Origin of the sequence: Mycobacterium marinum, assembly GCF_003391395.1 — a bacterium.
GTDB classification, from domain to species: domain Bacteria; phylum Actinomycetota; class Actinomycetes; order Mycobacteriales; family Mycobacteriaceae; genus Mycobacterium; species Mycobacterium marinum.
Genome location: NZ_CP024190.1, coordinates 1,209,901 through 1,227,837, shown reverse-complemented (window position 1 = coordinate 1,227,837; position 17,937 = coordinate 1,209,901). Strand labels below are relative to the sequence as shown.

Annotated in this window: 20 protein-coding genes; 8 read left to right on the top strand and 12 right to left on the bottom strand. The window is 67.0% G+C overall.

From position 1 onward, the window contains the following. Positions 1-885: a 3-hydroxyisobutyrate dehydrogenase gene (gene mmsB / locus CCUG20998_RS05160; protein WP_020731970.1), complete on the top strand. Its 885-nt coding sequence runs from the start codon at positions 1-3 to the stop codon at positions 883-885. 12 nt (positions 886-897) lie between these two features. Here mmsB and CCUG20998_RS05155 read toward each other — a convergent pair whose 3' ends face one another. The 7 genes from CCUG20998_RS05155 to secY all read right to left on the bottom strand — a co-directional run bounded on the left by CCUG20998_RS05155 (position 898) and on the right by secY (position 6,138). Further along, on the bottom strand, positions 898-1,446 hold the full coding sequence (locus tag CCUG20998_RS05155) for a TIGR03086 family metal-binding protein (RefSeq protein ID WP_103653748.1): 549 nt from the start codon (positions 1,444-1,446) through the stop codon (positions 898-900). Positions 1,447-1,469: 23 nt separating this feature from the next. Beyond that, a complete protein-coding gene (locus CCUG20998_RS05150; RefSeq protein ID WP_020731968.1) occupies positions 1,470-1,970 on the bottom strand; it encodes a MarR family transcriptional regulator in 501 nt (166 codons plus the stop codon). Between the two features lie 86 nt (positions 1,971-2,056). Continuing rightward, complete coding sequence (locus CCUG20998_RS05145) at positions 2,057-2,803, bottom strand: anti-sigma factor family protein (protein WP_012392968.1); 747 nt, start codon at positions 2,801-2,803, stop codon at positions 2,057-2,059. A 78-nt stretch (positions 2,804-2,881) separates the two neighbouring features. Then, on the bottom strand, positions 2,882-3,415 hold the full coding sequence (locus CCUG20998_RS05140) for a sigma-70 family RNA polymerase sigma factor (RefSeq protein WP_012392967.1): 534 nt from the start codon (positions 3,413-3,415) through the stop codon (positions 2,882-2,884). A 52-nt stretch (positions 3,416-3,467) separates the two neighbouring features. After that, a complete protein-coding gene (gene map / locus CCUG20998_RS05135) occupies positions 3,468-4,268 on the bottom strand; it encodes a type I methionyl aminopeptidase (RefSeq protein ID WP_020731966.1) in 801 nt (266 codons plus the stop codon). Positions 4,269-4,270: 2 nt separating this feature from the next. Continuing rightward, positions 4,271-4,816: an adenylate kinase gene (locus CCUG20998_RS05130; protein WP_011739092.1), complete on the bottom strand. Its 546-nt coding sequence runs from the start codon at positions 4,814-4,816 to the stop codon at positions 4,271-4,273. Then, positions 4,813-6,138 carry a preprotein translocase subunit SecY gene (gene secY, locus CCUG20998_RS05125; protein WP_011739091.1) on the bottom strand — a complete coding sequence of 442 codons (1,326 nt, stop codon included), beginning with the start codon at positions 6,136-6,138 and terminating at the stop codon, positions 4,813-4,815. Before secY ends, CCUG20998_RS05130 begins: the two co-directional genes overlap by 4 nt. A gap of 266 nt (positions 6,139-6,404) precedes the next feature. On the opposite strand from secY, the gene CCUG20998_RS05120 reads away from it, so the two are divergent. Both CCUG20998_RS05120 and CCUG20998_RS05115 read left to right on the top strand, forming a co-directional pair. Beyond that, entirely contained in the window at positions 6,405-7,355 is a 951-nt protein-coding gene (locus tag CCUG20998_RS05120; protein ID WP_020731965.1) for an SAM-dependent methyltransferase, read from the top strand. 16 nt (positions 7,356-7,371) lie between these two features. Further along, positions 7,372-8,280 carry a class I SAM-dependent methyltransferase gene (locus CCUG20998_RS05115; RefSeq protein ID WP_103653749.1) on the top strand — a complete coding sequence of 303 codons (909 nt, stop codon included), beginning with the start codon at positions 7,372-7,374 and terminating at the stop codon, positions 8,278-8,280. Between the two features lie 55 nt (positions 8,281-8,335). On the opposite strand, the gene CCUG20998_RS05110 is transcribed toward CCUG20998_RS05115, so the two are convergent. Next, on the bottom strand, positions 8,336-9,001 hold the full coding sequence (locus CCUG20998_RS05110; protein ID WP_012392962.1) for a GNAT family N-acetyltransferase: 666 nt from the start codon (positions 8,999-9,001) through the stop codon (positions 8,336-8,338). A gap of 147 nt (positions 9,002-9,148) precedes the next feature. Next, positions 9,149-10,507, bottom strand: coding sequence for a xylulokinase (locus CCUG20998_RS05105; RefSeq protein WP_020731962.1), 1,359 nt, complete (start codon positions 10,505-10,507; stop codon positions 9,149-9,151). Between the two features lie 30 nt (positions 10,508-10,537). Here CCUG20998_RS05105 and CCUG20998_RS05100 point away from each other — a divergent pair, with 30 nt between their 5' ends. Next, on the top strand, positions 10,538-11,527 hold the full coding sequence (locus CCUG20998_RS05100) for an NAD(P)-dependent oxidoreductase (protein ID WP_036457305.1): 990 nt from the start codon (positions 10,538-10,540) through the stop codon (positions 11,525-11,527). Then, positions 11,524-12,180 carry an L-fuculose-phosphate aldolase gene (locus CCUG20998_RS05095; RefSeq protein ID WP_011739087.1) on the top strand — a complete coding sequence of 219 codons (657 nt, stop codon included), beginning with the start codon at positions 11,524-11,526 and terminating at the stop codon, positions 12,178-12,180. Before CCUG20998_RS05100 ends, CCUG20998_RS05095 begins: the two co-directional genes overlap by 4 nt. 23 nt (positions 12,181-12,203) lie before the next feature. Here the strand turns inward: CCUG20998_RS05095 and CCUG20998_RS05090 are convergent, their stop codons facing one another. Further along, positions 12,204-13,064 (bottom strand): AraC family transcriptional regulator, encoded by an 861-nt coding sequence (locus CCUG20998_RS05090; protein ID WP_020731960.1) that lies wholly within the window; start codon positions 13,062-13,064, stop codon positions 12,204-12,206. A 73-nt stretch (positions 13,065-13,137) separates the two neighbouring features. Between CCUG20998_RS05090 and CCUG20998_RS05085 the strand changes: the two genes are divergently transcribed. After that, positions 13,138-13,818, top strand: a complete 681-nt coding sequence (locus CCUG20998_RS05085) for a class I SAM-dependent methyltransferase (protein ID WP_020731959.1) — start codon at positions 13,138-13,140, stop codon at positions 13,816-13,818. Between the two features lie 8 nt (positions 13,819-13,826). Here CCUG20998_RS05085 and CCUG20998_RS05080 read toward each other — a convergent pair whose 3' ends face one another. Together CCUG20998_RS05080 and CCUG20998_RS05075 are read right to left on the bottom strand one after the other, a co-directional pair. Beyond that, on the bottom strand, positions 13,827-15,059 hold the full coding sequence (locus CCUG20998_RS05080; protein WP_036457303.1) for a zinc-dependent alcohol dehydrogenase: 1,233 nt from the start codon (positions 15,057-15,059) through the stop codon (positions 13,827-13,829). Beyond that, positions 15,056-15,829, bottom strand: coding sequence for an SDR family NAD(P)-dependent oxidoreductase (locus CCUG20998_RS05075; protein WP_020727406.1), 774 nt, complete (start codon positions 15,827-15,829; stop codon positions 15,056-15,058). Before CCUG20998_RS05075 ends, CCUG20998_RS05080 begins: the two co-directional genes overlap by 4 nt. Positions 15,830-16,057: 228 nt before the next feature. On the opposite strand from CCUG20998_RS05075, the gene CCUG20998_RS05070 reads away from it, so the two are divergent. Both CCUG20998_RS05070 and CCUG20998_RS05065 read left to right on the top strand, forming a co-directional pair. Next, positions 16,058-17,032: a class I SAM-dependent methyltransferase gene (locus CCUG20998_RS05070; RefSeq protein WP_020731957.1), complete on the top strand. Its 975-nt coding sequence runs from the start codon at positions 16,058-16,060 to the stop codon at positions 17,030-17,032. Further along, positions 17,029-17,931 carry a class I SAM-dependent methyltransferase gene (locus CCUG20998_RS05065; protein WP_036457301.1) on the top strand — a complete coding sequence of 301 codons (903 nt, stop codon included), beginning with the start codon at positions 17,029-17,031 and terminating at the stop codon, positions 17,929-17,931. Before CCUG20998_RS05070 ends, CCUG20998_RS05065 begins: the two co-directional genes overlap by 4 nt. Positions 17,932-17,937: the final 6 nt, after the last annotated feature.

Below are 17,937 nucleotides of genomic sequence, written 5' to 3'. Positions count from 1 at the left end.
ATGACCAAGTCCTGCCAGATCGCGTTCTTGGGGCTCGGCCACATGGGTGCGCCGATGTCGGCAAATCTCATCGGCGCCGGCCACACCGTACGCGGGTTCGACCCGGTGCCCGCGGCCGCATCCGCCGCGGCCGCCAAGGGCGCGACGATGTTTGACAGCGCCGCCGAGGCGGTGGCCGGGGCCGACGTGATCATCACCATGCTGCCCAATGGCGCGGTGGTCAAGCGCTGCTACGCCGAGGTGCTGCCCGCGGCCCGATCGGGTGCGCTGTTCATCGACAGCTCAACGATTTCGGTCAACGATGCGCGCGAGGTACACGCCCTGGCCGAATCGCACGGCATGGCTCAACTCGATGCACCGGTCTCCGGTGGGGTCAAAGGCGCGGTGGCCGGAACACTGGCGTTCATGGTCGGTGGCGACCAGAGCGCGCTGGCGCAGGCGCAGCCGGTCCTGGAGCCGATGGCGGGCAAGATCATTCACTGCGGCGCGGCCGGCGCGGGACAGGCCGCCAAGGTATGCAACAACATGGTGCTGGCAGTGCAGCAGATCGCCATCGGTGAGGCGTTCGTCCTGGCCGAGAACCTCGGGCTGGATGCGCAGTCGCTGTTCGACGTCATCACCGGCGCGACCGGAAATTGCTGGGCCGTGCACACCAACTGCCCAGTCCCCGGCCCGGTGCCGACATCGCCGGCCAACAACGACTTCAAGCCGGGATTTGCCACCGCGCTGATGAACAAGGACCTCGGTCTGGCCATGGACGCGGTGACCTCGACCGGTTCGGCGGCACCGCTGGGCAGCCACGCCGCCGAGATCTACGCCAAGTTCGCCGCCGACCACGCCGACCAGGACTTCAGCGCGGTGATCGAGATGCTGCGCGGCAGCTAGTTCACCGCGGCGTCACTGCACCTTTCGGCCCAGGAATGCCGCCAGCTGATCGGCCGGTGACAGCTCCGCCGAGCAGGGCTGCTCCTCCCCAAAGGGCTTGCCCGGCCCACGGAACTGGGGTCCGACGAACGCGCGCACCGCGGCGAGCTGCTGGGTGGCCAAGTCGGGATCAAGATCGCTGGCCTGACCGGTTGCCACCGCCAGGTCCCAGGCATGGGTCAGCACATCGCTGGTGCGCATCCCGATGAAGACCTGTCCGGGGATCTCACCGAACGGCAGCTTGAACACCGTCGCCATCCCGTTTGGTGCGGCGAAGACCTGTTGGGCGGCGGCGGCGGTGGCCCGGTGCGCCGCGACCATGTCGTCGGGCCGGGCGGCGGGCCTATCGGCGCCGCCCGACCATATCCCGACATGCTCGTTGCCGCCGATCACGTGCTCGATCAGATCGCTGACCGTCCATTCCGAGCACGGCGTCGCGGCCCCAAGCTGATCCGCGCTGACATTGGCAAGGACACTCTCGAACGCGTCCTGGGCACGCTGGTGAGCAGTTAGTGGATCCATCGTCCTGCCTCTCTGTGTTCTTCTCAGAAATCGCCGGCACTGCGCCGCAACGTTTCGATCGACGACACCAGTGCCTCCGACTCCCCGGTGGACATCCCGATGTTGGCGAACACGTGCTCATTGAGCGTGACGGTCGCATCCTCGACGGTGGAGCGCCCCAGATCGGTGATCTGCACCAGGGTGGTCCGGCCGTCGGTGGGATGGGGAACCCGCCGCACCAGCCCATCGGATTCCAGCCGGCGGATCGCGTGAGTAACGCTGGTGACGTGGACCTGCAACCGGTCGGAGGCCTTGGTGATCGGCAATGCGCCGGTGCGGCTGAACGCCAATAGCCGGAGCAGTTCGTAGCGGGAGAAACTCAGGTCATAGGGGCGCAGCGCGGCCTCGACTCGGGCCAGCAGAATCTGATGCGCGCGCATGACCGACGTCACCGCAACCATGCCCTGCGCCACGTCACCCCAACCGCCGGCTTCCCAGTTGGCCCGCGCCGCGGCGATCGGGTCACGTTTGTTGTCCGGGGCCACACCCTTTCTTACCGCACAATCCCCCGGGTCCGGTTATCGCTTGCGATATTGGCGCGAGCACCGCCGTCGGGCGCGGGTCGCCGGCCTCAGAGCGAACGCTGCAGCAGAACCTCGCCGCTATCGGCGGAGACCACCTGCACGGCCGCGATCTGGTCGACCGGCATCGAGATGCTGCCGGCGGGGGTGGCGGTGTGCCCCGGCTCGGCGACCCAGGTCGCCAGCCGGGTTTGGCTGCCGTCACGTCCGACCACGACCATGGCCAGCGTGTCATGGTGGGCATCCGGCGGCGCCAGGCAGACGCATCGCAGATTGATGAACGTCCCCCAGTGCATCCCGTCGACCGAAACCGTCGACTCCAGCAGGTGCGTCCCGACCTGAGCCATCGGCTGGGCGGACGCGGTTTGAACCGGCGCAGAAGCAGAATGGCCTACCACACCAACCAGCACACCGATCCCCAAAAACACCGCGGCCGCAGATGATGCCACCCAGATCGCCAACCGGGTACGGCGGCGGCGCCACCGCACCGTCGCCAGCAACGTCGGCAGCAGCTGCGACGACATCTGCGGTGAGCCCGATGTGGTCCCCGCCGCCACACCGGGCTCACCGATAGCCGCCACCTCGTCGGCGCCCAGCTGCGACAGCAGCGCCGGCACACCACAGAGTTCGGCCACGGCCGCGCGGCACGACGCGCAGCCGGCCAGGTGCGCCTCGAATTCGCGGCGGTCGGCCGCCGATAGCGACCCCAGCACGTAGGCGGCGTCCCACATCAAGTAGGGGTGCTCCCCCTCGGTGGGCGCGCCCAGTCCTGTGACTGGCGTCCTGATGTCATCCATTTCCGGTCACCCTCAAGCATTCCAAGCCAACAGCTGTGCGCATGGATCCCCCGAAAAACCCCGCTATGAGCACGGCCGTCATCGTGTAACTCCAAGTTCCTGCAGAGTGAGCCGCAATGCCCGCACGGCATAGTGTAGGCGCGACTTCACCGTTCCTTCGGCGATCTCCAGGTCCTTCGCGATCTGTGCGGTGGTCCAGCCGCGGTAGTAGGACCGCTCGATGACCGCGCGATGCTCGCCGGAGAGCTGTGCCAGCGCGTCGGCGATCAGCAGCCGGTCCAGCGCGGCACCCACTTCGTCGGGCGTGGATTGCTCCGGCGCACCGTCCGCGTCGGTGGAGCTGACAACGTAGCGGTACCGCGCGCTGCGCCGGTCATCGATGATCATGTTGCGGGCCACCGTAAACAGCCATGCGCGTGCAGACCTCCCGCGCTCGTCGATGACTTCCGGATGCTGCCAGGCGCGCAATAGCGTCTCCTGGACGATGTCGTCGGCATAGCTGGCATCGCTGGTCAGGCGCATTGCGTAGCGCCACAACACCGCCGCATGCTCGTCGTAGAGCGCCTGCATCAAGGCGGCTTCAGCCGCTCCACCGCCAGCAACGCGAGCCACTCGATCACCTCCCGCTTCTGACACGAGCCGAGTAGGTGTTTGGTTCAGCCGGCTAGCCGAGGGTCAGGATGCGTGGCCCGTTCTCGGTGACCGCCACCGTGTGTTCCCAGTGTGCAGCACGTGACCCGTCGGCGGTGATGACCGTCCATTGGTCATCGAGCACCACCGTCTTGCGGGTGCCCAGAGTCAACATGGGTTCGATGGCCAGCACCGAACCGGCGACCAACGTCGGCCCCCGCCCCGGGGCGCCCTCGTTAGGCAGAAACGGATCCATGTGCATCTCACGGCCGATGCCATGACCGCCGTATCCGTCGACGATTCCGAAGGAACGCTGGTAACGGGCCTCGGCGGCGCGGGTTTCCGTCTCGATGGCATGCGCGACGTCGGTCAACCGGTTGCCGATCACCATCGCCGCAATTCCGGCCTCCAGCGACTCCCTGGTCGCCTCCGATAGCGCTTCGTCGACGGGAATGAGCGTGCCGATCCCAAAGGTTATCGCCGCGTCGCCGTGCCAACCGTCCAGCACCGCGCCGCAGTCGATCGATACCAGGTCGCCCGGCCCGAGGATCTCGGTCGCCGACGGGATGCCGTGCACCACGCGATCGTTGACCGAAGCGCAGATCGAGGCCGGATAGCCGTGATAACCCAGGAATGAGGGCGTGGCGCCAGCCTCCCGGATCACCGATTCCGCAATCTCGTCCAGCTGCAGGGTAGATACACCGGCCACCGCGGCCGAGCGGACGGCCTGGTGCGCGGCAGCCACGACGGCGCCCGCCGCAGCCATTGCATCCAACTCACCGGCGGTGCGCTGTGGCACCACTCTGCGACCCCGCAGCCGGGCCAGGGCCCGCATGACTACTTCCCCAGTGCTTGCAGGGCGCGAGCGAAAACCTCATCCAGGGTGCCGATGGCGTCGACGGTTTTCACCTCGGTGTCGTAGAACTCCAGCAGCGGCGCGGTCTCGTCGCGGTAGACCTTCATCCGGTTGAGGATGACCTCGTCGGTGTCATCAGCGCGGCCACGGCCCTTCAGCCGCTGCAACAACTCGTCCTGCGATACCCGGAACTCGAGCACCGCGTCGATGTCGGTGTCGCGGCGCCGCAGCATTTCGTGCAGGGCCTTGGCCTGCTCGACCGAGCGGGGGTACCCGTCCAGGATGAAACCGGCAGCCGTGTCCGGCTGATCCAGCCGATCGTCGACGAGCTGGTTGGTCAGGTCGGAGGGCACCAGGTCACCGGCGTCCAGATACCGTTTGGCCTCGACGCCGAGTTTGGTGCCGTCCTGGATGTTTTTCCGGAACAGCTCGCCGGTGGAGATTTGCGGAATCCCAAGCTTCTCGGCCAGCTTCTGAGCCTGCGTACCCTTGCCCGCCCCAGGCGGCCCCAGTAAAACGACTCTCACTTGAGGAACCCTTCGTAGTTGCGCTGCATGAGCTGACTCTCGATTTGTTTGACCGTATCCAAACCGACACCGATCATGATCAGGACCGCGGTACCCCCGAAGGGTAGGTTCTGGACTCCCCCGCTGTTACCGATCTGGAGGAATAAGTTGGGCAGAACCGCGATCACACCAAGGTAAATCGACCCCGGCAAGGTGATCCGGCTCAGCACATAGCGCAGATAGTCGGCGGTCGGGCGCCCCGGGCGAATACCGGGGATGAAGCCGCCGAACTTCTTCATCTCGTCGGCACGCTCGTCGGGATTGAAGGTAATCGACACGTAGAAGTACGTGAAAAAGATGATCAGCCCGAAGTAGATCGCGATGTAACCGAGGTTGCTCGGGTCCGACAGGTAGGTACCGACAAACTTGTCCCACCAGCTGTGTCCGACACCGCCGCTGCCGCTGCGGACCAGCTGGGTGATCAGATGCGGGATGTAGATCAATGACGAGGCGAAGATCACCGGGATGACGCCGGCCTGGTTGACCTTGAGCGGCAGGTAGGTCGACGTTCCGCCGTACATCCGGCGGCCCACCATGCGCTTGGCGTATTGAACCGGGATCCGGCGCTGACCCTGTTCGACGAAGACCACCCCGACGATGATGATCAGCGTGGCCGCGCAGACCGCAGCGAAGATGACCCCGCCACGGCTCTCCATGATCTGGTTTCCCTCGGCGGGGATGCGGGCCGCGATGCCGACGAAGATCAACAGCGACATGCCGTTGCCGATGCCACGTTCGGTGATCAGCTCACCCATCCACATCACCAGCGCGGCGCCGGCGGTCATCACCATCACGATGACCACGAGGGTGAAGATGCTCTGGTCGGCGATGATCTCGAGCGAGCAGCCCTGCAGCAAGCCTCCGTTGGCAGCCAGCGCCACGATGCTGGTCGCCTGCAAGACCGCCAGCGCGATCGCCAGATAACGCGTGTACTGCGTCATCTTCGCCTGGCCCGACTGGCCTTCTTTGCGCAGCTCTTCGAACCGGGGAATGACGACCGTCAGCAGCTGCACGATAATGCTGGCGGTGATGTAGGGCATCACCCCGACCGCGAACACGGTGAGCTTGAGCAGCGCGCCGCCGGAGAACAGATTGATCAGCGAGTAGATCTGTCCGGCTTCGCCACTGCTGGCTTCCTTGATGCACTGCTGGACGTTGGGGAAATCAACGCCGGGCGACGGAAGCGCTGCACCGAGGCGGTACAGAACGACGATGCCCAGCGTGAAAAGGATCTTCCGTCTCAAGTCGACTGTACGCAGCGATGAGATGAAAGCCGAAAGCACTCTTCCTCCTGCGCGGCCGAACTCTTGGTCCCGTAATGCCAACCGGGCTTGGTCTGGCCGGCATTTGCTAAATCGTGCGTTTACGCGCCCACACCCGCAGGCCAGGACGTACGGCGTCGCGCGTCAAACCGTGTACGAGACTAACAGCTGGTGCGGGCAGGTCTTTCCAGGGTGGCCGCGGCGGCGCAGAACCGCACAATGAAGCGTACAGTCTCGAATGGTAATTACATTGGCTAAGTATCAAGCGAGGGGCGGTGCAGACGAAGATGAGCAGCGCACGTTTCGACGGTGACACCTGGGATCTGGCCTCGAGCGTCGGGCTGACGGCCACCATGGTCGCGGCGGCACGGGCGGTGGCAGCCAGGGACCCCGAGGGGGCCGGTGCGGTAGCCACCGACCGCTTCGCCGAGCCGCTGGTGCGCGCGGTCGGTGTCGACTTCTTCACCCGGATGGCCACCGGCGAGTTGGATGCCGCCGAACTCGACGAGGAAACGGCAATCGGCATGCGCCACTTCGGCGCCGCGATGGCGATCCGCACCCGGTTCTTCGACGACTTTTTTCTCGACGCCACCGCGTCGGGCATTCGTCAGGCCGTCATCTTGGCTTCCGGCCTGGACTCGCGCGCGTACCGGCTGCCCTGGCCGGCGGGCACCACGTTGTTCGAAGTCGATCAGCCACAGGTGATCGACTTCAAGATCGCGACCCTGTCCGAGTTGGGGGCCCAGCCGACGGCAGATCGGCGCGCGGTGGCGGTCGACCTCCGTGAGGACTGGCCGGCGGCCCTGCGCCAGGCCGGGTTCGACCCCACCGAGCGCACCGCGTGGATCGCCGAGGGCCTGCTGGGTTACCTACCCGCCGAGGCGCAGGACCGACTGCTCGATCAGATCGCCGCCCAAAGCGCTGCGGGCAGCCGGTTTGCCACCGAGGGCCTCCCGGACGTCAACGACGTCAAACAGGAAGAACTGCGGCGACGGATGCAGCGCCAGAACGAGCGATGGAATCGGCATGGTTTCGATCTCGACATGGCGGCTCTGGTGTATTTCGACGACCGCACCGACGCGGGGACCTATCTGGCGGCCCAGGGCTGGCAGGTCACCAGCGCCAGTAACTCCGAGCTGTTCACTCAACACGGTTTACAGCCGCTCAACGGCGATGACGCGCCGTTCGGCGAGGTGCTGTACCTCAGCGCGGTAAAAGACGCCACACCTGCGCCGTAAGGGAGGGACTACGCACATGACACGCACCGATCAAGACAGCTGGGATCTGGCATCCAGCGTCGGGGCCACCGCCACCATGGTCGCGGCCGCCCGCGCGCTGGCCAGCGCCGAGGCCAATCCCATCATCGACGACCCGTTCGCGGCACCGTTGGTGCGGGCAGTCGGCCTGGACTTCTTCACCCGCCTGGCCGAGGGCGAGATCGACCACGACGAACAGGCCCAGCGCGATCGCCAGCTGGTGGCCGATTCGATCGCCGTACGCACCCGGTTCTTCGACGACTTCTTCCTCGATGCGGCCCGCCGCGGGGTGCGCCAGTCGGTGATTCTGGCCGCCGGACTGGACGCGCGCGCCTACCGCTTGCCCTGGCCCAGCGGCAGCGTGGTCTACGAAGTCGATCAGCCCGATGTCATCGAGTCCAAAGACACCACCATGTCGGCGTTGGGCGCCGTCCCCACCGCAACGCGGCGAACCGTCCGGGTCGATTTGCGCGACGACTGGCCGGCAGCCTTGCGCCACAACGGATTCGACACGACGCAACCCACCGCATGGAGCGCCGAGGGATTGCTGATGTACCTGCCGCCCGACGCACAGGACCGGCTGTTCGATGCCATCTCCGGGCTGAGTGCCCCCGGGAGCCGGCTGGCCACCGAATACCATCCCGACCCTGGCTCAACCATGGCCGAACGCGCCCAGCAGTTCAACCAGCGCTGGGTCAGATTGGGATGCGACATCGACCTGTCGGGACTGTTCTACGAGGGCGAGCGCAGCAACGTCGTCGACTACCTGACCGAACACGGCTGGCACGTGGCCGCGCGGCCCCGCCAGGACCTGTTTACCGACTACGGCCGCGTTTTCCCGGACGCCGATACGTCGCAACTGCGCAGCATCGTCGCCGTCACCGCCACGTTCGGGGAGGCCGGCTAGACCGCACTGCCGGCGCTCCCCCGCACCCCGCCGGGTGCCGTGGGCCCGCCCCGGATCAGGCCGGGTTGGCAGCGGGTGCGCGCACGACCATCGGCACCGCCGGAAATGCCCATGCCATCTCGGACCGCGACTTGCGCAGCGCCGCGGTGCCGTAGCCCTTCTTGCGGTGCTCGGGGTGGATCCAGATGCGGACGTCGACCTCACCGTGGACCAGCTCGCCGAACACCATGCCGACCTTCTCCCCGGCATCGATGGCGACAAACCAGGCAGCTTCTTCATCATCGACGCGAGCCAACGCCGCCTTGATCTCATCGTCGACAGTGCCGGCCGGCCCCCCGGATCCGTCGCCCGCCGCGCCCATTTCCTCGGTCCGCGCGGCAAAGATGTCGCGGTCCTCGGCGGCGGAGAAGGGGCGCAGCTCCAAGCTCTCACCGGAACTGGCCGGACGTTCGGTCAACGTGAAGCTCAGTTGCTTGTTGAGGTCGTCGAGCTCGGCGATGATCTTCTTGCGCGCGTCCTGGGTGAGTTGCTCGAAGGACATGCTCATCACCGCCTCGGCGGCCAGGTGGGACGTACCCAGCAGTGTCACAATCGCCTCGACCGCAGCGGCCTTGTTCTCGGCTTCCACGATGGCGTCGGCAACCTCATGCCGACGTTCGAGTGCGGCGAGCAGGGCATCTGCGATTTCGCGACGGGCTGCGGTGTGGTCGTGGTCTGTCATGGCATAAGCGTAGAACGACGCCGTGGGAATTGCGCTACCCGCATACCCATCCGGCTGGCCCACCCGCGGCGCGACTCGCCCCGACCCCGGGGCCACCCCCGCACCGTCACCAACCACCTTGGCGGGCACTGGCTTTAGCGGGCCGACTCAGGCCAGTGGTGATCCACTGAGCTCGAGAAATCGGCGATAGCGGTCCTTGGTGGGGCCCACCCAGTCGGGGCGCGGTTCCACGATGCGATCGGTGCGGGCCCAGCGATCGGCGTCGGCGATTGACGATTCCAGACCGGCCGCCATCCGCGCGAGGAAGGCCGCCCCCAGCGCGGCCCCCTCGGCCACGGCCGAGACGTGTACCGGCCGCCCGGTGACATCGGCGATGGCCTGCATCCAGGGCTGCACACACGTACCGCCACCGGATGCCACGATGCGCAACACCGGCGCTCCACTGAGCTCGACCAGATGCCGGACGACGAAGCCCGACGCCTCGTAGGCCGCCCGCCGCACTGCCGCGGCGCCTTGCGTGAGGTCGAGCCCCTCGAGACTCGCCCGCCGATCGGGATCGTGGAACGGTGTGCGCTCACCACGTATGTAGGGCAACCAGATCGGCACCCGCCGCGGATCGACCCGGTCCTGCTCGCCGTCGCGATCGGCGGGGCCGATAACGCGGTCGACCCAACTCAAGAACAGGCCCCCGGCGTTGCTGGCGCCGCCGATCTGACTTTTCCCGGGGGCGGTGTGGGGAATGGTCCACAGGCCCGGCACCTGACGGGACCCGGAGATGGTCGTCCACACGATCAGGGTGGTGCCGCAGAGCACCAGTACATCGCCGTGGTGGTCGGCTCCGGCCACGATCTGCTCGCACACCGCATCGATGCCGCCGGCCCCCAGCACCGCATCGGTGCCGTGTACCTGGCCGACCGCGGTGCCGAACGTCTCGACCCGCGGCATCCGATCGGCGCTGGCACCACAGTCCGCACACGCCTGGGGATTCCAGCCCGTCCCGTCGAACAGGGGAAGGCTGGTAATCGCGGTGGCGAAGTCGATCACCGGTTCGCCCGACATCGCGTAGTTGGCCACCGCCGCCGCGGGCCAGTATCCCGCCGCCTCCGGTGCTTGTGCGGCGGTCCAACGCAGAAACTGCGCGGCTTCGCCCACCGACGGCAGCGGTTGGGCGCGCTGGTTGGCTGCCCCGGGTACCCAGCCCCTGCTGTCGCCGTAGAGCAGTCCGGGCGTGATGGGGACGCCGCCGGAATCGACCGCGGTCATCGACGGCACCATCGCCGACACGGCCACCGCCCGTATGTCGGGCCCGGCCAGCCGCTCCAGCGCCGTCAGCGGGCCCCGCCGCCACGCCTGGTCGGCGTCGTGCTCGAGTTGGTCGGGCGCACCAACCCGCAACTGGTGTGGAATCCGCAGCCGAGCGGTCACGTTGCCATCGGCGTCGGCAACCACCGCTTTGACCGCGGTGGTGCCGATGTCGATGCCGATTGTGGCGTCTTCACGTGACACGGGCGCCACGGTACGCCAGCATGGACACCCGTGAGGTCTCGACCGCGCGCACTGGTGACGGCCCCGCTTCGCGGTTCCGGCTTGGACAAACTCCGGCAACTGGTGGACGTCGTCTATGACCCATGGATAAGCGAGCTCGAAGGGGGCCCGCTGCGCATCTACAGCGCCGAGCAACTGGCCGAGCGGATCACCAGCGAGTCTGTCGACATTGTTGTGGTGGAAGCTGATTCGGTCAGCGGAGCGGTGTTGCAGCTGGGTTTGCGCGCCATCTTCTCCACCCGCGGGGATCCCAACAACGTCGACATCGCCGGGGCCACCGCGGCCGGCATCCCGGTGCTCAACACGCCGGCCCGCAACGCCGATGCGGTCGCCGAGATGACGGTGGCACTGCTGCTGGCCAGCACCCGCCACCTGCTGACCGCGGACGCAGACGTCAGATCCGGCAATATCTTTCGTGACGGAACCATCCCCTACCAGCGATTCCGCGGCTGGGAAATCGCCGGGCGCACCGCCGGGCTGGTGGGCCTGGGGGCGGTAGGCCGTGCCACCGCGTGGCGGCTGACCGGCCTGGGCCTGCGGGTCATCGCGCACGATCCGTACTGCGCGGACGCGCGACACGGTCTGGAGGAGCTGCTGGCCGAGTCCGACATCGTCTCCCTGCATGCGCCGGTCACCGACGACACCGTCGGCATGATCGGCGCGCAACAATTCGCATCGATGCGCGACGGCGCCGTCTTCCTCAATACGGCGCGGGCCCAATTGCACGACACCGACGCACTGGTGCAGGCGCTGCGCGCCGGCAAGGTCGCCGCCGCCGGCCTGGACCATTTCGTCGGCGAATGGCTGCCGACCGATCACCCACTGGCCAGCATGCCCAATGTCGTGCTGACTCCCCATATCGGCGGGGCCACCTGGAACACCGAGGCGCGACAGGCGCAGATGGTCGCCGACGGTCTGCAAGCATTGCTGTCCGGAACCAGACCCACCCATATCCTCAACCCGGAGGTGCTGGCCCGGTGAAATTCGTTGACAACGCCCAGGTCGCGGTGCTGGCGGCGGCCAAGGACATGCTGCGCCGCGGCCTGGTGGAAGGAACGGCCGGCAACATATCCGCGCGGTGCGCGGACGGCAACCTGGTGATAACGCCCTCCTCGGTCGACTATGCGGACATGACGCTGGACGACCTGGTGCAGGTCGACGCCGACGGCACGGTGCTGCATGCCAAAGCCGGGCGCGCGCCCTCAACCGAGATGCACCTGCACCTGGCGTGTTACCAGGCGTTCGACGACATCGGCAGCGTCATCCACAGCCACCCGGTATGGGCGACCATGTTCGCCATCGCGCACCAACCGATTCCGGCCTGCATCGACGAATTCGCGGTCTACTGCGGCGGAGACGTTCGCTGCGCCGAATACGCCGCATCCGGAACACCCGAGGTCGGCCGCAACGCGGTTGCGGCGTTGCAGGGCCGCGCCGCCGCGTTGATCGCCAACCACGGACTGGTGGCCGTCGGGCCCCGCCCCGACAAGGTGCTGCACGTCACGGCACTGGTTGAGCGCACCGCCCAAATCGTCTGGGGCGCCAGAGCTCTCGGCGGCCCGGTGCCCATTCCCGAAGACGTGAACCGTAACTTCGCCGGCGTGTACGCGTATCTGCGCGCCAATCCGATGTAGCCCGCCGTGGGGCGCCGGCGGGATCAGTGCCGGGGCGCCAGCACCCGCCACTGCCGCGGTGAGGTGCCATGCGCTCTGCTGAACAGTCTGCTGAAATAGCCGGGATCGGAGATCCCCACCCGTCTGGCAACCTCGCCAACCGCAAGGTCCGTGGCGACCAATAGCTCGCGCGCCTGGGCCATGCGGCGCTCGATAATCCATTCCTGCACGGTGCGTCCGGTGCGGCGACGCACGATCGTGGTCAGGTGTCCTGGCGTCATGCCGACCTCGGCCGCCACGTCGCGCAGCGACAACGGCTCGGCGTGGCGCCGGTCGATCACCTCGAACACCTCGGCCAGTAGCGGTTCGCCGCTGCGGCGCAAGTCCCCGACCACGTCGCGGGCGAGGCGGGCGAGTTCGATGAGCAGCAGCGTGAGGTGCGCCGCAACAGCCTGGCCGTAGCCCTGCTGACGCGTGGTCAACTCCGCTTCGATCGCCGCGATCGCACCATTCCACGTCGATCGTCGGGCCGCGGGCACCTCCAGCTTCAGGATCCCGCCCGAGTGTCCGTGCAGAAACGGGAACAACAACGGATGCGTCCGCCACGACGGCCAGGGCGACCCTCCGTCCCCGCCGAGGGCGGCAGGATCGAAAAACATCGCAGCCCCACCCTCGAGGGACCCGAATTGCGTGGGCTCGAGCACCTGACCGGCAGCGGCGATGTACACCAGCCCGGCTGCGGGTACGTACCACAGCGCAGGGAAGTCGTGGATGTGACGAGCGCGGTCGCCCAGATCCTCAGGCCCGGGCCGCAGCACCGACACCCGTGGAATATCCGGGTCGGTGCGATATCCATAGATGGGTACCCCACTGCGGTGCTGGATCAGCCGTGCGGCCCGGGCCATGCGCCAAAGATAGTCCAAGTTTCAACAAAGATTGCCAAATATTGTTTCCTATCAGGCCTACACAATTGGATGTATGACCAATCATCATCCACGTTTCGGTCTCCACCACAGCGGCGAATCCCGCGACTACCTGCCCGCGGCCGGCCATGATGCGCTGCTTCCCGCGTATGACCTGCTGTCCCGCCTGCTGGGCATGAACAAGATCCATCGGACGCTGATCACCCAGGCCGAACTCGCCGACTGCGGTCGCATCCTGGAAATCGGCTGCGGCACTGGGAACCTCGCCATCAAAGCCAAGCGCGCTCAACCCCGGGCCGAGGTGATCGGATCCGATCCCGACCCGCGCGCGCTGCAGCGCGCGCAACGCAAGACGGGCAATGTCGAGGGAGTTCGTTTCGACCAGGGCTACGCTCAGCGGCTGCCCTATGCCGACGGCGAGTTCGACCGGGTGCTGTCCTCGATGATGCTGCACCATCTGGATGAAGACGCTAAATCCGCTGCGGCGGCGGAAGCATTTCGGGTGCTGCGGCCCGGTGGCCGGCTGCATCTGGTCGATGTCGGCGGCGACATGTCCGCCCATGACGGCCTGGCGTCGCGCTTCATCAGGCACAACCTCCATGTCGCGGGCAACCTGGGCGATGGGATTCGACGCCTGCTGGATACCGCCGGGTTCGACGTCGCCGAGGTCGGCGCCCAACGCCACCCGCTGCTCGGCCGGCTCGTCTACTACCGCGCCACCCGCCCGTGCGCCTGAGGCCTCGGTCAACGTTGATCGAAGGCCACCTTCACCGCTCCGCTTTCGCCTTGGTTCGCAATCGCCAGGAAGGCGTCGCGCCATTGCGGTAGCGCGAAGGTATGGGTGAGCATGCTCCGCAAGTCCAGCCGGTCGTCGGCGACCAGGTCGAAATAGTGGGCGATGGCATGCTTGCGCACCCCCTCGACCTCCTCGACGCCGAACGCGTTGGAACCGACCCAGCTGATCTCCTTGAAATACAGCGGACTCCACTCCCACCGCCCCGGCGCGTGAACGCCGGCCTTGACCAGGGTCCCGCGCGAGTTGAGGACCCGCACTCCTACCTCGAACGTCTCTGGCTTGCCCACCGTGTCGTACACGACGTCGACGGCCCCGGGGTGCGCCATCGGCAAGCCCAGCAGAGCCTGCCGTAGCCGGCCACCGCCCCAGGCGACCAACTCCTCGATGATCGCCAGCCGCGGTTCGTGAGCCACGACTTTGGCGGCGCCAAAGCGGCCGGCCAGCTCGCCCTGGGCGGCAAACCGTGCCACCGCGGCCACCGCCACGTCCGGGTAGAGCGCCCGCAGGATCGCGATCGCGCACAACCCGAGTGATCCCGCGCCGTAGACCAGCACCCGGCCGGATCGCGGCGGCGGATGGCGGGTGATCGCATGCAGGGACACCGAGAACGGATCGGCGAACACCGCCGCCTCGTCGCTAATTGGCCCTGGAACCGGAAACAGCATGCTGTCGTGGGCGGGCATCAGTTCGGCGTATCCGCCGGTTACGTCCGCCGACACCCCGGTATGGATGCCCGGCTGGATGCCACCGTCGGTGAAGCTCCAGCACAGGCTGTAGTCACCGCTTTGGCAGGCCGGGCACGGTGGTTCGATCCCCCGTGGCCGGCACGACAGCCACGGGTTGAGCACCACCCGCTGACCGACTTCGAGCCCACCCGCCTCGGGCCCCAGCTCCACCACGTCGGCGACCACCTCGTGTCCCATGACTTGCGGGAACGAGCAGAAGGCGGCCAAGGCGTTGTCGGCGTCCTGCTCGCCGAAGTCGAGCAGGATCTGCTTGGAGTCAGACCCGCAGATGCCCGTCAGCCGCGGCCGGGTGATCACCCAATCCGGTCGCAGCGGCCGCGGATCGGCCAGCTCGCGCAGCGCCGTCGGGGTGCGGGCCAGGTTGCACGCCAACGGGTTCGCCGGCTCATCGACCTCGAATGGCTCGGGGGCTACGCCGTAAACCAGGGCTTTCATTGCCAGGTCATGGCCGCCGCGGCGGTGAGAAACGTATCGAGGTCGGCATTCTTGGCATCCACGATGTCCTTCAAGGCCATCATCTCGGGCAGGTAGTGCTCGAAGCGGTCACTGCCGATGGCCGCGATGATGCCCTCGGCCACCAAGTCGGCCGGGACCTTGGGCCCGCGGTAGAGCGGATCCTCATTGTCGGGCCGGTCCCAGATTTCGGTGTCGACGGGACCAGGCTGGATCAGTTTTACCGAGACACCGCTTCCCGCCAGGTCGACCGCGATCGACTCACTCCAGCCGCACAGCGCGAACTTACTTGCGCAATAGGCAGATTCATGAATGATGCCGAGGCGACCGCCGACGCTGGACACGTTGACGATGGTGCCCGATCCGCGCGCCAACATCCGCGGCAACAAAGCCAGGGTCATCCGCATCGGGGCAAAGAAGTTGACCCCCATGACCTGCTCCACCTCGGTCGGCCGCAACGCGCTCACTTCCCGACGTTTCGGGATCGCGGCGTTGTTGATCAGCACGTCGATGCCGCCCATCGCCTGCCAGGCTTGCAGAGCCAGCCGGGCGGCCCCGGCGGTGTCGCAGAGATCGGCCACCCACATCACCGATTGCGGCGAGGTCTTGCGGCAATCGGCCAGGACCTCCTCGAGCCGGTCGCGCCGACGGGCGATCAACCCGACCGTCGTGCCGCGGGCGGCCAGCATTCTGGCCAGGGCCGCGCCGACCCCGGACGATGCACCCGTGATCAATACCCGCCGGCCGGCCATCGTGTACGACATGCCTCCAGGTTGCCGCGTGCGAACGCAGCCCGGGGACGGTTTAGGCAGGAAAGTGGATCCGATCGCGGCACCTGGTTGACCGGTGTCATGGCAGGACCGCGCGGTGCCAGCCACCGGATCTTTGCCCGGTCCAGCGCCAACGCCGACCGCCCGAAAGCTTGTTAAACTATCTAAATATTGACGGGGCTGAACCACTAGCTGCGAACGGGGCACCATATGACCTCCACCGGTTCCACCAGGTATGACGGCGACAGCTGGGATTTGGCATCAAGTGTCGGGGTGACCGCGACCATGGTGGCCGCCGCCCGCGCGATGGCTACCCGTGCCGAGAACCCGCTGATCAACGATCCCTACGCCGAACCATTGGTGCGAGCCGTCGGAGTGGACCTCTTGACCCGGCTGGCGACCGGCGAATTCAACGTTGCCGACCTCGATGACGATCCCCAACGCCCGCTTGGCCCCATCGGCGACGTTGCCGACAACATGGCGGTACGCACCAGGTTTTTCGACGACTTCTTCCTGGATGCGACGCGGGCGGGCCTCGAGCAGGTCGTCATCCTCGCCTCGGGACTGGATGCCCGCGCATACCGGTTGCCATGGCCGCCCCAGACCGTGGTCTACGAGATTGATCTGCCGCAGGTGATCGATTTCAAATCCCGCACCCTGGCCGATCTGGGGGCCGCCCCCACCGCAGACCGCCGAGTGGTGGCCGTCGATTTGCGGGAAGACTGGCCCGCGGCGTTGCGCGCCGCCGGTTTCGACCCGAACCAGCCGACCGCATGGAGCGCCGAAGGTCTACTGGGATACCTCCCGCCGGAGGCCCAGGACCGGCTGCTCGACACCGTCACCGAACTCAGCGCCCCCGGCAGCCGGCTGGCCGCCGAATGCCTGAGCAGTGTGGATCCGGGCGAGGAGGAACAGCTCAAAGAGCGCATGCAAGAGGTCTCCGCGCGCTGGCGCGCTCATGGTTTCGACGTCGACATGGTCGGACTCGTCTATTTCGGCGACCGCAACGAGGCGGTGCCCTACCTCTCAGACCGCGGTTGGCTCTTGACCAGCACCCCGTTGCCTGAACTGCGCGCGGCAAACGGACTTGCACCGGCGGCGGTCGACGACGACGGCCCCTCGGTAGACATGCTCTACGTCAGTGGCACCCTCTACACGACGCCCCGGCCGGACCCGGCGCCATGAACTGGCGGACGGACGCGGACAGCTGGGATCCGGCGTCCAGCGTGGGAGCGACGGCGACGATGGTCGCGGCTTCGCGGGCACGGGCCTCCCGGGGACCCGATGCGCTGCTCGACGACCGGCTCGCCGAGCCGCTCGTCCGTGCGGTGGGGCTGCAGCCGTTGGTTCGCATGATCGATGGTGACACCGCGGTCGACGATCCGCCGTCAAGCCCCCGGTCGCTAAACGAACAGATCGCGGTGCGCACCAGGTATTTCGATGACTTCTTCACTGCTGCCTGTGCGGGCGGTATCCGCCAGGCGGTGATCCTGGCGTCAGGTCTGGACACCAGGGCTTACCGATTGAACTGGCCATCGGGCATGACGGTCTACGAAATTGACCAACCGCAAGTGATCGAGTTCAAGACGCGCACGCTGGCCGAGTTCGGCGCACTCCCCTGCCCCGACCATCGGCCGATCGGTATCGACCTGCGCGAGGATTGGCCGAGCGCGCTGCGGCAGCGCGGTTTCGACGCCGGGCAACCGACCGCATGGATCGCCGAGGGCCTGCTGGTCTATCTGCCGCCCGAGGCCCAGGATCGGCTGTTCGACAACATCGCCGAGCTCAGCACGCCGGGAAGCCAGGTCGCCACCGAGCACTTCCCCGACCCCAACGGCTTCTCCGGGCCGCGCGCACAGCGGCTTTCCGAACGCTGGCGCCGGATGGGGCTGGATCTGGACATGGCCGAGCTGATTTACCATGGCGACCGCAACACCGTCATCGACTACCTCGCCGACCACGGATGGCGGGTGCGGGCCCGAACGTTTGAAGAGATGCACGCACACAATGGGTTTGAGCCGCCCGACGATGAAATGATGGCGCTGTTCGGCGGGATGAGCTACGTCACCGGGATCCGCAAGTAGAACCTC